Source organism: Rhodopseudomonas sp. BR0C11 (assembly GCF_010820945.1).
Taxonomy (GTDB): Bacteria; Pseudomonadota; Alphaproteobacteria; order Rhizobiales; family Xanthobacteraceae; genus Rhodopseudomonas; species Rhodopseudomonas palustris_H.
The window spans coordinates 1-13,467 of record NZ_QTKI01000099.1; the positions used below are offsets into that span (position 1 = coordinate 1).

Genomic DNA, 13,467 nt, shown 5'->3' on the forward strand with positions numbered 1-13,467 from the left:
GCGGGGCCCGGCGGGGGGCCCTGGGGCAGGCCGGGTGCGGCGCGGTTGAGCCCGCAGGCGCGGACCCGGATCAGGACTTGCGGGCCTTTCGGCGCCGGCTTGTCGACTTCAGTGATGGCGGCGCCGGCGGCGCCGTAGACATAGGCTTTCATCGCAAGCTTGTCCTGTTCTCGCGGCGCCGGCCCGGCGCGCGCGTCTTACTCCGCGGCCTCGCGCGCGCCGCCCGAGGTCATGACCTCGAGCCGGCCGCGGATGATCGCCTCCGCCTCGCGCACGATCCGCGACACCAGCTCGGCGCAGCTTGGAATATCATGGATCAGGCCCTGCACCATGCCCGCCGACCATACGCCTTCGTCGGTGTCGCCGTTGATATAGACCATCTTGCCGCGCGAGCCGGCGACCAGCTCCTTGACCTGCTCGAAGGTCGCACCCTGCTTCTCCAGCTCGATCACCTGCTGGCTGATCGCATTCTTGGCGACCCGCGAGGTGTTGCGCAGGGTGCGGAAGATCAGGTCGGTGGAGCGCTCGTCATTGGCGACGATCTTTTCCTTCACCGCCTGATGGATCGGGCTCTCCTTGGTGCACATGAAGCGGGTGCCCATGTTGATGCCGTCGGCGCCGAGCGCCAGCGCCGCGACCAGGCCGCGCGCATCGGCGAAGCCGCCGGACGCGATCATCGGGATCTTGATCTTGTCGGCGGCGGCCGGGATCAGCACCAGGCCGGGGGTGTCGTCCTCACCGGGATGGCCGGCGCATTCGAAGCCGTCGATCGAGATGCCGTCGACACCCATCCGCTCCGCCGACAGCGCGTGGCGGACGCTGGTGCATTTGTGCAGCACCTTGACGCCGTGCTTCTTGAAGTCCTCGACGTGCTCCTGCGGCTTGTTGCCGGCGGTCTCGACGATCTTGACGCCGCTCTCGATGATGACGCGGCGATACTCGGCATAAGGCGGCGGCTTGATCGCCGGCAGGATGGTGAGATTGACGCCGAACGGCTTGTCGGTCATCTCGCGGCAGCGCGCGATTTCCTTGGCGAGATCTTCCGGCGTCGGCTGCGTCAGCGCGGTGATCATGCCGAGCGCGCCGGCATTGGCGACGGCGGCGACCAGCTCGGCGCGGCCGACCCATTGCATGCCGCCTTGCACGATCGGATGTTCGACGCCGAAGGCTTCGGTGAAACGGGTCTTGATCATTTGGGTCCCCCTTGGACAATCCGGCGCCTGACGCGCCTGTTGCTGTTGCTGGCGGCCGGGAGATTGCCGAAGCGACAGCGAAATGTCCAATGCGTGGGGAGGGGAGCGTCATCTCACCGAGTCATTCCGGGACGCTCGCGCCAGCGAGCGAACCCGGAATGACTGCGTCGTGAAAGCAACTTCTGGATTCCGGGTTCGCGCTTTCGCGCGCCCCGGAATGACGGCGCGTGTGGAGAGCGTCAGGCTTTCGCCGCCTGACGGAATTCGTTGTGCAGTTCGCCGATGCCTTCGATCGCGATGGTGACGGCGTTGACCGGTTCTTTCATCACACCGACGCCGACCGAGGTGCCGCAGCAGATCAGGTCGCCGGGCTCCAGCGTCATGTCGTGCGACAGCAGGCTGACGAGCTTGTGCGGAGTGAAGATCATGTCGGCGACCGGATAGTTCTGCCGCTCGGCGCCGTTGAGGATGGTGCGGATCGACAGCGCCTGCGGATCGAGCCCGGTGGCGATCGCCGGGCCGAACGGACCGAAGCCGTCGAAGCTCTTGGCGCGCGCCCATTGCGGGAAGCTCGGATCGCGGTTGAGGATATCGGCCGCGGTGATGTCGTTGACGCAGGTGTAGCCGAAGATGTGCGACGCGGCGTCGGCTTCGGAAATGTTGCTGGCGCGCGTGCCGATGACGATGCCGAGCTCGCCCTCGTACACCACCTTGCCGTCGTAGGACGCGGGACGGTTCACCACGGCGCCGTGCGATGCGACGCTGGTGGTGGCTTTGAGGAAGTACAAAGGCTCCGGCGGGATCGACTGGTTGAGCTTCGCGGCGAGCGCGCGAAAATTGTTCCACAGCCCGATGATCTTGCTGGGCGTACACGGAGCGAGCAGCTCGACATCGCCGAGCTGCAGAGTCTGCCCGGTCGGTTTGTTGGCGCCGAACATGTCGCCGTCATGCACGATGATATCGGAATGCGCGATGATGCCGAACCCGACCGCGCCCTTGGCGCGAAAACGAACCCATTTGGTCACGGCGATGGTCTCCTTTGTCGTTCCTATAACTGAAGCTGTTTCAGCGTCATTGCGAGGAGCGTAGCGACGAAGCAATCCAGCTCCGTGCTCGGCGCTTCTGGATTGCTTCGCTGCGCTCGCAATGACGGGGAGAGGCTTCGTTGCTAACAACCTCGGGATTCCGGGTTCGCGCGCTTGCGCGAGCACCCCGGAATGACGAGGAGGGGAGTGCGCTCGATTAGTACAGCCCCGCCACCTTGGCGCGCTGGATCACGAGGCCGAGCACCGAGTCGATCGCGGGGGTGGGGATGTTGGTCATCCGGCCCATTTCCTGCACCACGGTGACAAGCGGATCGATCTCCATCGGGCGGCCGCGCTCGAGGTCCTGCAGCATCGAGGTCTTGTGCGCTCCGACCTTGCGGGCGCCTTCAATGCGGCGTTCGACGTCGACGCGGAACTTGACCCCGAAGGTCTCGGCGATCTGCTGCGCTTCCAGCATCATCGCCTTCGATAGCGCGCGTGTCGCCGGATCGGACGCGATCACGTCCAGCGTGGCATGCGTCAGCGCGCTGATCGGGTTGAAGCAGACGTTGCCCCACAGCTTCAGCCAGATCTCGTCGCGGATGCGGTCGAGGATCGGCGCCTTCAGCCCGGCAGCTTCGAACACCTTTGACAGGTTCTCGACGTCGGGGGTGGTTTCGCCCGACGGCTCGCCGATCGGGAATTTGTCGCCATAGACGTGGCGGATCACGCCGGGCGCTTCGATCTCGGTCGCCGGATAGACGATGCAGCCGATGCCGCGCTCGGGGCCGAGCTCCTTCCACTGCCGGCCGCCCGGATCGATGCTCTCCAGGGTGCGGCCTTCGAACTCATTGCCGCCGTGCTTATAGAAGTACCAATACGGCACGCCGTTCACCGCCGTGACGATGCGGGTGTGCGAGCCGAGCAGCGGCTTCATCGACTCGATCGCGCCGGTGATCGAATGCGCCTTCAGGCAGATGATGATGAAGTCCTGCACGCCGAGCTCGGCTGGCTTGTCGGTGGCGTTGGGCTTGATCACCCGCTCTTCGTCCCCGATCAGCAGCTTGAGCCCGTTCTCCTTCATCGCCTGCAGATGCGCGCCGCGCGCCACCAGGCTGACGTCGGCGGCGCCGGAGTGAGCGAGCTGGACGCCGAGATAACCGCCGATCGCGCCGGCGCCATAGATACAGACTTTCATGCGATTTCCCATCAGACAGACGACAAGACAGGCGTGGCCGTTCGGCCACGCCGCGGTGACACCAGATCGGTCTGCGGCGCGCGCGTTGCCGCCGCGCCGGTCAGACCATTTCGCTCTTGGCGACGACGCTGCGCCGCCAAGGTTTCAGCACCAGCAGCGCGAGCAGCGACGCCAGGATGTTGGCGGCGGCCGCGAGCAGGAACACCAGGTCCCAACTGCCGCTCGATTGCTGCAGCGAGTTGGCGAGCGGCACCAGCAGGGCCGCGGTGCCCTTGGCGGTGTAGAGCAGCCCCGCATTGGTGGCGGCGAACTTCGCCCCGAACGTGTCGGTGCAGGTCGAAGGGAACAGCGAGTAGATCTCGCCCCAGGCGAAAAACACCAGACCCGACAGCAGCACGAACCACACCGGATCCTGACCCAGCGCATACAGCGCGTAGATGCCGATGCCTTCGAGCCCGAACGCGATGAACATCGTGTTCTCGCGGCCGATCTTGTCGGAGATCCAGCCGAAGAACGGCCGCGTCAGGCCGTTGAGGATGCGATCGAAGGTGGCCGCGAAGGTCACCGCCGTCATGGTCATCGCCATCAGCGTGACGGGGGTGTCGGCGATCTTCCAGTCGGCGGCGATCGGCTTCAGGTTGGCGGTGACCATCAGCCCGCCGGCGCCGACGATCACGAACATGAAGTACATCAGCCAGAACACCGGCTGGCGCAGCACTTCGGTCGGCCGGTAGTCGCGCCGCGTCTGGAACACGTTGGCGTTGCGGGTGGGCGAGGGCACCTGTCCCGGCTTCGGCGCGAGCAGCAGCAGCGACAGGAACACAATCACGATGCCCTGGCCGAGACCGAAGTACATGAAGGTGGTCTGAAAGCCGGAGTCGCGGATCATCGCCTGGATCGGCGCGACGGTGAGCGCCGAGCCGGCCCCGAATCCAGCCGCCGTCAATCCGGCCGCTAGTCCCCGCTTGTCCGGAAACCATTTCAGCGCGTTGCCGACGCAGGTGCCGTACACCGCCCCGGCGCCGATGCCGGCGACGATCATGCCGAGATAGTAGCCCGACAGCGTGGTCGCCTGCGCGTTGATCGCCCAGCCGATCGCACACAGGATGCCGCCGATCAGCACCACCAGACGCGGACCGTATTTGTCCACGAACCAGCCCTCGATCGGCACCAGCCAGGTCTCGAACAATACGAAGAGGGTGAATGCCCATTGGATCGAGGCGCGGTCCCAGCCGAAGGTTTTCTGAATGTCGGGGACGAAGAACGTCCAGCCGTATTGGTAGTTGGCGATCATCACCATCGCGCCGACGCCGATGGCGAGTTGCGTCCAGCGATAGCTCTCACTCACGCGCCGCGTCTGCGCGGCGGCCACCCCGTGCACCGTGTCCGTCATGTTTCCTCCGTGAGCCGGCGCCTCTGTCGGGAGCCGTACCGTCGCCATTGTGATCGTGCTAATCACCAGGCGCAAGGAGGGAAATAACAACCTGACTTGTTATGACATGCGGACGAGTTAGTCCGACCGCGCCCGTGGTATTCGGGCGCGGCGAATGCGATGCAGCAATTACTCCGCCGCTTGCTTGCGCGGCGGGGCGGTCGCGCCGGAATCGTGGATCTCGGCGACGTGCGCGTCGCTGTAGCCGAGGACGTCGCGTAGGATTTCGTCGGTATGTTCACCGAGCAGCGGCGAGCGCTTCACCTCGGTGGGGGAGTCCGAAAGCTTGATCGGGTTGCCGACCGACAGATACTTGCCGCGGGCGGGGTGATCGACTTCGACGATGGTGCCGGTGGCGCGCAGCGACTGATCCTCGGCGAGTTCCTTCATCGACAGGATCGGGCCGCAGGGGATGTCATCGGCGTTGAGGATTTCCATGGCCTCGAACTTGGTCTTGGTCATGGTCCACTGTTCGATCCGGGCGAAGATCTCATTCAGCCGCGACAGCCGCGCCGGCGGCGTGGCGTAGTCCGGATGCGTCTTCCAGCCGGTCTCGCCGATCACGTCGCAGATCTTCTCCCACACCGGGGCCTGGGTGATGACGTAGATATAGGCGTTCGGATCCTGCTCCCAGCCCTTGCACTTCAGGATGCGGCCGGGCTGGCCGCCGCCGGAATCGTTGCCGGCGCGCGGCACCGCGTCGCCGAACGGGATGCCTTCGCCGAACTGGCTGTATTCCTTGAGCGGGCCGTGGGCGAGGCGCTGCTGATCGCGCAGCTTGACGCGGCAGAGATTGAGCACGCCGTCCTGCATCGCCGCGGTGACGCGCTGACCGCGGCCGGTGTGGTGGCGCTGATACAGCGCAGTGACGATGCCGAGTGCGAGATGCAGGCCGGTGCCGCTGTCGCCGATCTGCGCGCCGGTGACCAGCGGCAGGCCTTCGCGGAAGCCGGTGGTCGAGGCAGCGCCGCCGGTGCACTGCGCGACGTTCTCGTACACTTTGCAGTCTTCATATGGGCCAGGACCGAAGCCCTTGATCGAGGCGACGATCATCCGCGGATTGATCTCCTGGATCTTCTCCCAGGTGAAGCCCATGCGGTCGAGCACGCCGGGACCGAAATTCTCCACCAGCACGTCGCAGGTGCGGATCAGCGCGGTCAGCACCTCCTTGCCCTTCGGGTTCTTGGTGTCGAGCGTGATCGACCGCTTGTTGTGGTTCAGCATGGTGAAATACAGGCTGTCCACTTTCGGGATGTCCTGCAGCTGACCGCGGGTGATATCGCCGCTGCCGGGACGCTCGACCTTGATGACGTCGGCGCCGAACCACGCCAACAGCTGCGTGCAGGTCGGGCCGGATTGGACATGGGTGAAGTCGAGAACGCGAACGCCGTCGAGCGCCTTGGTCATCTGGTTACTCCGTGGTGTTCAATTTCTTGTCGAGGTCAGCTCTCAGTTCGTCATTGCGAGGAGCGAAGCGACGAAGCAATCCAGCGGCCCGTGCTTGCGTCCTGGATTGCTTCGCCTTCGGCTCGCAATGACGTGGATAGGCGTGCGTCAGGCGAACAGCTCCTGGCCGTGGGTCTCGACATAAGCAGCCAGCCGCAGCGTGTGATCGCGCGCCAGCTTTTCGGCGAGTTCGGTGTCGCGGGTTTCGAGCGCCTCGATCATCGCCAGATGCCCGGGCAGGGAGGCGGCGATGCGCTCCTTGCGGCCGATGGTGAGCTGGCGATAGCCGCGGACGTGGATCAGGATGTCGTTGGTCATGTCGACCAGCACCGGCGACTCGCTCAGCGAGATCAGCGTCTGGTGGAACACGATGTTGGCGCGGGAATATTCGTCGATGTGATCCTGCGGCAGGCGGCCCGGACCGAACTCCTTGAACACGTCACGCAGCGCCGCGATGTCGCGCTTACGCGCCACGATGGTGATCAGCCGCGCCGCCATGCTCTCCAGCGCCGCCCAGGCGCGGATCATGTCGACGATCTCGGCTTTGGTCCGGCGCACCACGATGATGCCGCGGCGCGGCACCGCCTTCACCAGGCCTTCCTGCTCGAGCATCGCGATCGCTTCACGGATCGGCGTGCGGCTGACGCCGAGCTTGTCCGACAGCGCGCGCTCGTCGAGCATCACCGGCTCGGGCGTGGTGTAGATGTCCATCTTCAGGATCGCCTGCTTCAGCGCCTCGTAGGCCTTGGTCTTGAAGCTGGTCTCCGGCGCGAGCCGCATGATGCCGAGCTCGGGCTCGGCGGGCGTCTCGTTCGGAGTGGGGCGGGCACGCGCGATCATGGAGGTCCTTAGGCGGGGGTAGGCCGCCGTCGACCCAGATCTGGCATACCAGATGCCAACCGGTCAAGCCGTTCTCAAGGCGGTTTGTGCGTTCGCGGAGTGTTCGCGGGACGTTCTGGCATGCCAGCATTCGGAAGTGCCGGTGGTCCGCTTTGCCGGCGGGAAGCCGGGGCGCGATTACGACCAGAGGCGGGTATCTTCCGTGTTGGTCGGTCGCCGTTCACCGTGGAGTGATCGCTGCACCGCGCAACGCTGTTTGCTTGCGCGGGTTAGGAAGCAGACCTATCCTCATTCCATTGCGGCATCAGACCAGCAAATCGGGAGGACCTCATGGCCTGGAAGAAACCGGAAATCGTCGAGATCGCGGTCGGCATGGAAATCAACATGTACGCCTGCGCGGCGCGCAAGTAATCGAATCGCAGCTTCGTTGTGACGACGGCACACGGCGCGGCCGGCAGTTTCTGTCGGTCGCGACGGTGAGCGGTCGTGCGTCGTCGTTGAAGACTTCAGTGGAAGGCGGTCGATGCTGCGGGTGATCGTTCTCGGCGCCGCAGCCGGCGGTGGGGTGCCGCAGTGGAATTGCGGTTGTCCGGTCTGCCGCGCGGCGTTCGCCGATCCCGAACTTCGCCGCACTCAGGCGTCGGTGGCCGTCAGCGCCGATGGCGCGCATTGGTTCCTTATCAACGCTGCCCCGGACTTACGCCAGCAGATCATCGCCACGCCGCAACTGCATCCGCGGCCCGGCGCGTTGCGGCACAGCCCAATTGCCGGTGTGATCCTCACCAATGGTGAGGTCGATGCCGTCACTGGCCTGCTGTCGATGCGCGAGGGCTCGCCGTTTACGATCTATGCACACGCCAAGGTGCTGGCGATCCTGAAGGCCAACAGCATCTTCAACGTGCTGAATGAAAAGCTGGTGGCACGGCAGCCGATCGCGGTCGATCAGCCGTTCGCCCTTCGGCTCCCGGACGGCGCGCCGTCCGGCCTCGAGGTGAGCGCCTTTGCGGTGCCGGGGAAGGGCGCTTGGTATCTCGAAGGGCAGACCCATCCCGGTGGTGCGGACGGCGAGGGCGATACGCTCGGCCTGACCATCACCGAGGCCGCGACCGGCCAGACGGTGCATGTGCTGACCGCGTGCGCGCGCGTCACCGATGATCTCAAGGCACGGCTGGCCGGCGCGCCGCTGGTGCTGTTCGACGGCACGGTGTGGCGCGACGACGAATTGATCGCCGCCGGCCTCGGCACCAAGACCGGACAGGCAATGGGGCACATCGCGATGGCGGGCCACGATGGCGCGATCGCTGCGCTGGCCGATCTCGGCATCGGGCAAAAGCTATTCGTTCACGTCAACAACTCAAACCCGGCGCTGCTGGCTCACTCGGCCGAGCGCGGGCAGATCGAAGCGGCCGGCTGGCAGATCCCGGCGGACGGCACGGAGGTGACGCTGTGAATGCGATGACCGCGTTTTCGCTGAACGGCGCCGCGCCGCTCGCCAATGCCGACGAGCTCGAAGCGGCGCTGCGCCAGATCGGTGCCGCGCGCTATCACAATCTGCATCCGTTTCATCGCCTGCTGCACGGCGGCAAGCTCAACAAAGGCCAGGTGCAGGCCTGGGCGCTGAACCGCTACTATTATCAGAGCTCGATCCCGATCAAAGACGCGGTGGTGATCTCGCGGTTTCGCGACCGCGCCACCCGCGTCGAGTGGCGGCACCGGATCGAGGATCACGACGGCGATCTGTCCAGCGAAGGCGGTATCGAGCGCTGGCTGAAGCTGACCGAAGGCCTTGGCCTCGACAGCGCTTATGTCGAATCCACCCAAGGCATTCTGCCGGCGACGCGGTTTGCGGTGGACGCCTATGTGCACTTCGTCCGCGATCGTACGCCGCTGGAAGCGATCGCGTCATCGCTCACCGAGCTGTTTGCGCCCAATCTGCACGAAGAGCGCATTGCGGGCATGCTGGCGCATTACGACTTCGTCAATCCGGAGATCATGAGCTACTTCAAGCGCCGGCTGGAGCAGGCGCCGCGCGATGCCGACTTTGCGCTGCGCTACGTCAAGCAGCACGCCGCCACCCCGGGCGAGCGCGAGGCGGTGTGCAACGCGCTGATCTTCAAGACCAACGTGCTGTGGGCGCAGCTCGACGCGCTGCATCACGCTTATGTCGACGGCCACATCCCGCCCGGCGCCTTCGTGCCGGAAGGAGTCTGAGCCGATGGCGCCGCGCCGGATCAGCGTCAGCGAGGCGAGCCGTCCGGTGCTGCCGCGCCACGCCCGTCTGAAGTTCGACGACACCCGGCAGCGCTGGGTGATCCTGGCGCCGGAGCGGGTGCTGGCGCCGGACGAGATCGCGGTTGAGATCCTGCAGCTTTGTGACGGCGCGCGCGATGTGGCGGCGATCATCGATGCGCTGGCGGCGAAGTACACTGCCGACCGTGGCGAGATCGGCCGCGACGTGGTGACGATGCTGCAGGACCTCGCCGACAAGGGCTTTCTCACCGAGGCGCGGGAGACCGCGCCGTGACCGAGGCCGCCACCAGCGTTGCGGGTTCCGATGGCGTCGCCGTGCTGGAGAAGCCGGGCAGCGTCGCGGAGACGTTCGGCATTCCGCTCGCCGTGCTGTTGGAGCTGACGCATCGCTGCCCGCTGCAATGCCCGTATTGCTCCAATCCGCTGGAGCTGGAGCGGGGCGGCGCGGAGCTGTCGACCGACGAGTGGAAGCGGGTGCTCAGCGACCTTGCGAGCATCGGCGTGCTGCAGGTGCATTTCTCCGGCGGCGAGCCGGCCGCGCGCAAGGATCTGGTCGAGCTGGTGCGTCACGCCACCGAGGTCGGGCTCTACACCAATCTGATCACCTCCGCGGTGCTGCTGAGCCGCGAGCGGCTGGCGGCGCTGGCCGATGCCGGGCTGGCGCATGTGCAGATCAGTTTTCAGGGCAGCGAGGCTTCGCTGGCCGACCGCGTCGGTGGCTTTGCCGGCGGGCACGCCAAGAAGCTCGAGGTGGCGCGCTGGACCCGCGAGCTCGATCTGCCGCTCACCGTCAATGCAGTGATGCACCGGCAGAACCTGCACCTGCTGCCCGACATCATCGAGATGGCGGTGCAGCTCGACGCCGACCGGCTCGAAGTCGCCAATGTGCAGTATTACGGCTGGGCGCTGAAGAACCGCGCCGCCTTGATGCCGACGCTAGCGCAGATCGAGGATTGCACCGCGACGGTCGAGGCGGCACGCGACCAGCTGAAAGGCGTGCTGGCGATCGACTACGTGATCCCGGATTACTACGCGGCACGGCCGAAGAAGTGCATGGGGGGCTGGGGCCGGCAGTTCTTCAACATCTCGCCGAGCGGCAAGGTGCCGAAACCATCACCGGGCTCGACTTTCCGTCGGTGAGGGGCGGCGCGTCGATCGCCGAGATCTGGCGGAACGCCGAGGCGTTTGGCCGCTATCGCGGCACCGGATGGATGCAGCAGCCCTGCGCCAGCTGCGCCTTCAAGGAGATCGATTTCGGCGGCTGCCGCTGTCAGGCCTTCGCGCTCGCCGGCGATGCCGCCGCGACCGACCCAGCCTGTGCGCTGTCGCCGCTGCACGACCGCATCTTCAAGACCGCAGAAGCGGAGGCCGCGTCTGGCAGCGACCGCTTCCTGTATCGCAATTTTGCGGGTGGGACGGTCGAGGGCGCGTAGCATCGCCTATCTTTTGTCATTCCGGGGCGCGCGGAGCGCGAGCCCGCAATCCATAACCACTGGCTTTTGTTTCTTGGCAGAGCTTCGCAGCCTTAGTGCGTCACCGCGAGTCCAGGGACTATGGATTTCGGACTTGCGCGCAAGAGCGCGCAATCCGGAATGACGGAAGATAGGTCGTGTAGCGCGGTCAGCCGCCGCGGCGCTCGATCACCACGGTCGCGGTGCGACCGACCACGAGGCGGACGTCGGGCGGCACCTGATCGAGCGCGATGCGAACCGGGATGCGCTGTGCCAGCCGCACCCAGTTGAAGGTCGGGTTGACGTTCGGCAGCAGCTTGGCGCCGGCGCTGCGGTCGCGATCCTCAATGCCGCCGGCGATGCTCTGAACGTGACCATAGAGCGGGCTGCGCTCACCCATCAGCCGCACCTCGGCACGGTCGCCGACCTTGATCGACGGCAGCTTGGTTTCCTCGAAGTAACCATCGACATGCAGCGTCGCCTGGTCGATCAACGCCGCGACGCCGCTGCCGGCGTTGACATAGGCGCCGGGGCGCAGATCGAAATTGGTGATCAGCCCGCCGACCTGGGCACGAACCTCGGAGCGGTCGAGGTTCAGTTTGGCGAGGTCGCGATCCGCGATCGCCTGGTGCAGCGCCGCTTCGGCTTCGGCCTGGGTGGCGGTGATCTGCTCGCGCTTCTGTTCGGTGACGGCGTCGCTGCTGAGATTGCGATAGCGTGCCAGATCCTTGTTAGCGGCGTCGAGCGCGGCGACGCGGCCTTCGACCGCCGCTTCGGCTTGGCGCAGCGCCAAGGTGAAGCGCTCGCGGTCGATCCGGAACAGGATGTCGCCTTTCTTCACCACCTGGTTGTCGATGACCAGCACCTCCGAGATGAGACCGGAGACGTCCGGCGCCACTGCGACCACGTCGGCACGAACGCGGCCGTCGCGGGTCCACGGCTCGATCTCGTAGTGCACCCACAGCCGCCAGCCGATCAGTGCGGCGACCAGGACGCCGAGCGTGGTGACGCTGAGGCGGACGAGCAGAAGCGGAGTTTTTCCCATGGCTGGCCCTTTCATTGCGGCCACCCCGAAACGAGACCGAGAGCGACGAACACGATGACGACGAAGATGGTGAGATTGAACAAGGTGTGATGCCAGACGAGGTGATAGAAGTTGAGCCACACCAGCAGGCGCGACACCAGGCTGGTGAGAATGAACGCCGCGGCGGCGCAGATCAGGATGGTCGGCACGAACACGCCGAGGATGTTGAGTTCAGCAGTCATCAGGCGGCCTCCTGAAGGGCGAGGCGGGGCGGCTTCGCGGTCGGAAACAGGCAGCGGCGCAGGCCGACGAGGCCGAGCACCGCGCGCCGCGCCGTGCCGCTCGGCTCGTTGCGAACCGCGGCGAGGGCGCGGTCGAGGGTTCTGAGCAGTCCGGCCGGTGGCGCTATCGAAGCCGACGCGTAGTGCCGCTCCAGCCGGATCAGCAGCAGCTCGAGCCGGCGACGGGCGCCGCGCGACAGCTCAAGTCGCGCCCGATGCAGGTCGAGAATGTTGAAGCCGGCGCGCAGCTCGCGCAGCGCTTCCGGCATGGTGTGGCCGGCAGCGGCGGCGCGGGGCGCCAGCAGCATCATCCGGTCGATCATCAGTCCCGCGACGCTGGCGCGCTGGTTCTCGCTGCTGATATCTGCGGCCTGCGCCAGTGTGGCGCGGTTGGCGTTGATCAGGCGCAGCGCGCTCCATTCGGCGCCGACAGGCCGCAGCACGGCGGTGACCAGCGCGGCGAGGCCGGTGCCGGTGACCACGGCGACGGTCGAGTTCAGGAAGCTTGCGGTGTCGAAGGTGTACATCTCCTGCAGCGCGATCAGACTGCCGGTGTTGACGGCGAGGCCGAGGCCGATCGGATAGGTCGCGGGTGCGCCCATCAGCACGCCGTACAGAATGAACGCGGGTGCCAGCACCAGCGCCAGACTTTCGAAATTGTGCACCGCCGGCAGAATCAGCAGCAGATAGGCCGCCGCAGCAAAAGCGGCCACGATGGTCCATTTGGTCAGACCGACGATTGATGGATACGGATCGTCGCGTGCGGCGAACAGGCTGGTGCCGACCGTGGCCATCATCGCGGCGGTGCCGCCGGCCGGCCAGGCGCACACGATCCAGAAGGTGCAACAGGTGATCACGGTGAACAGCGTCACGAACGCGGCGAGCAGCGCCATGCCGTGGTCCTGATGCTTCACCACCGCGACATGCTGTTCGATCGGATAGTGCAAGGGCGCATCGAGCGTCGTGGCGTTGCCGGTGGTTGCCGCAGCCAGCGCGATACAGTCGGATTGGATGTTGAGCAGATCCCGAAGCCGCATCAGCAGTCCGAGTTCGAGCAGGTCGCGCCACCCGCCGCGATGCGGGTGCTGATCGATCTCGGCCTGAACGTCAACCAGCAAGGCGTCACGGACCGCGGCGTCACCGGGCTCGTCGCCTTCCATCCAGATGCGGGTGCGCTCCACCAGCGCCGCGACCGGGGCCGAAGGGCCGCCCAGCGGCTGCAGTTCGTCGAGGCGATCGGCGACCGACGACATCACCGGCAACAGCAGCAGCATCCGCGGCTGCAACTGCTTGATCCAACGCGTCGCGCTCTGGTCGAGATTGGTGT

The 13,467-nt window shown here is 65.9% G+C and carries 13 protein-coding genes and 2 pseudogenes; 5 read left to right on the top strand and 10 right to left on the bottom strand.

What is annotated here, in order from left to right; all coding sequences use genetic code 11:
• The 7 genes and pseudogenes from DYI24_RS28290 to DYI24_RS10340 form a co-directional block, all read right to left on the bottom strand.
• Nucleotides 1-152: pseudogene (locus DYI24_RS28290) on the bottom strand (quinone oxidoreductase); the annotation flags it as partial.
• Between the two features lie 45 nt (nt 153-197).
• Nucleotides 198-1,193, bottom strand: a complete 996-nt coding sequence (locus tag DYI24_RS10315; RefSeq protein WP_164572228.1) for an NAD(P)H-dependent flavin oxidoreductase — start codon at nt 1,191-1,193, stop codon at nt 198-200.
• A 239-nt stretch (nt 1,194-1,432) separates the two neighbouring features.
• On the bottom strand, nt 1,433-2,218 hold the full coding sequence (locus DYI24_RS10320) for a fumarylacetoacetate hydrolase family protein (RefSeq protein ID WP_164572229.1): 786 nt from the start codon (nt 2,216-2,218) through the stop codon (nt 1,433-1,435).
• 217 nt (nt 2,219-2,435) lie between these two features.
• Nucleotides 2,436-3,416 (bottom strand): 2-dehydropantoate 2-reductase, encoded by a 981-nt coding sequence (locus tag DYI24_RS10325; RefSeq protein WP_107343907.1) that lies wholly within the window; start codon nt 3,414-3,416, stop codon nt 2,436-2,438.
• Nucleotides 3,417-3,516: 100 nt separating this feature from the next.
• Entirely contained in the window at nt 3,517-4,809 is a 1,293-nt protein-coding gene (gene oxlT, locus DYI24_RS10330) for an oxalate/formate MFS antiporter (RefSeq protein WP_107355133.1), read from the bottom strand.
• Between the two features lie 168 nt (nt 4,810-4,977).
• Nucleotides 4,978-6,255, bottom strand: a complete 1,278-nt coding sequence (gene frc, locus DYI24_RS10335; RefSeq protein ID WP_107355134.1) for a formyl-CoA transferase — start codon at nt 6,253-6,255, stop codon at nt 4,978-4,980.
• A 147-nt stretch (nt 6,256-6,402) separates the two neighbouring features.
• Entirely contained in the window at nt 6,403-7,134 is a 732-nt protein-coding gene (locus DYI24_RS10340) for a GntR family transcriptional regulator (RefSeq protein WP_164572230.1), read from the bottom strand.
• Nucleotides 7,135-7,464: 330 nt separating this feature from the next.
• On the opposite strand from DYI24_RS10340, the gene pqqA reads away from it, so the two are divergent.
• From pqqA to pqqE, 5 genes and pseudogenes are all read left to right on the top strand, one after another.
• A complete protein-coding gene (gene pqqA / locus DYI24_RS10345; protein ID WP_013503240.1) occupies nt 7,465-7,545 on the top strand; it encodes a pyrroloquinoline quinone precursor peptide PqqA in 81 nt (26 codons plus the stop codon).
• Between the two features lie 112 nt (nt 7,546-7,657).
• Nucleotides 7,658-8,584, top strand: a complete 927-nt coding sequence (pqqB, locus tag DYI24_RS10350) for a pyrroloquinoline quinone biosynthesis protein PqqB (protein WP_164572231.1) — start codon at nt 7,658-7,660, stop codon at nt 8,582-8,584.
• On the top strand, nt 8,581-9,345 hold the full coding sequence (pqqC, locus tag DYI24_RS10355; RefSeq protein ID WP_349627762.1) for a pyrroloquinoline-quinone synthase PqqC: 765 nt from the start codon (nt 8,581-8,583) through the stop codon (nt 9,343-9,345). Before pqqB ends, pqqC begins: the two co-directional genes overlap by 4 nt.
• A gap of 4 nt (nt 9,346-9,349) precedes the next feature.
• The gene (gene pqqD / locus DYI24_RS10360) at nt 9,350-9,658 is read left to right on the top strand and encodes a pyrroloquinoline quinone biosynthesis peptide chaperone PqqD (protein ID WP_164572233.1); all 309 of its coding nucleotides are present in this window, start codon (nt 9,350-9,352) and stop codon (nt 9,656-9,658) included.
• Nucleotides 9,655-10,817: pseudogene (gene pqqE, locus DYI24_RS10365) on the top strand (pyrroloquinoline quinone biosynthesis protein PqqE). The gene pqqD and the pseudogene pqqE overlap by 4 nt, the downstream one beginning before the upstream one ends.
• 187 nt (nt 10,818-11,004) lie before the next feature.
• Here pqqE and DYI24_RS10370 read toward each other — a convergent pair.
• The 3 genes from DYI24_RS10370 to DYI24_RS10380 form a co-directional block, all read right to left on the bottom strand.
• Nucleotides 11,005-11,880 (bottom strand): efflux RND transporter periplasmic adaptor subunit, encoded by an 876-nt coding sequence (locus DYI24_RS10370; RefSeq protein WP_164572234.1) that lies wholly within the window; start codon nt 11,878-11,880, stop codon nt 11,005-11,007.
• A gap of 11 nt (nt 11,881-11,891) precedes the next feature.
• Nucleotides 11,892-12,101: a DUF1656 domain-containing protein gene (locus DYI24_RS10375; RefSeq protein WP_011157507.1), complete on the bottom strand. Its 210-nt coding sequence runs from the start codon at nt 12,099-12,101 to the stop codon at nt 11,892-11,894.
• Nucleotides 12,101-13,467, bottom strand: a 1,367-nt coding sequence (locus tag DYI24_RS10380; RefSeq protein WP_164572235.1) for an FUSC family protein, incomplete at its 5' end; no start/stop codon positions are given. The genes DYI24_RS10375 and DYI24_RS10380, both read right to left, overlap by 1 nt.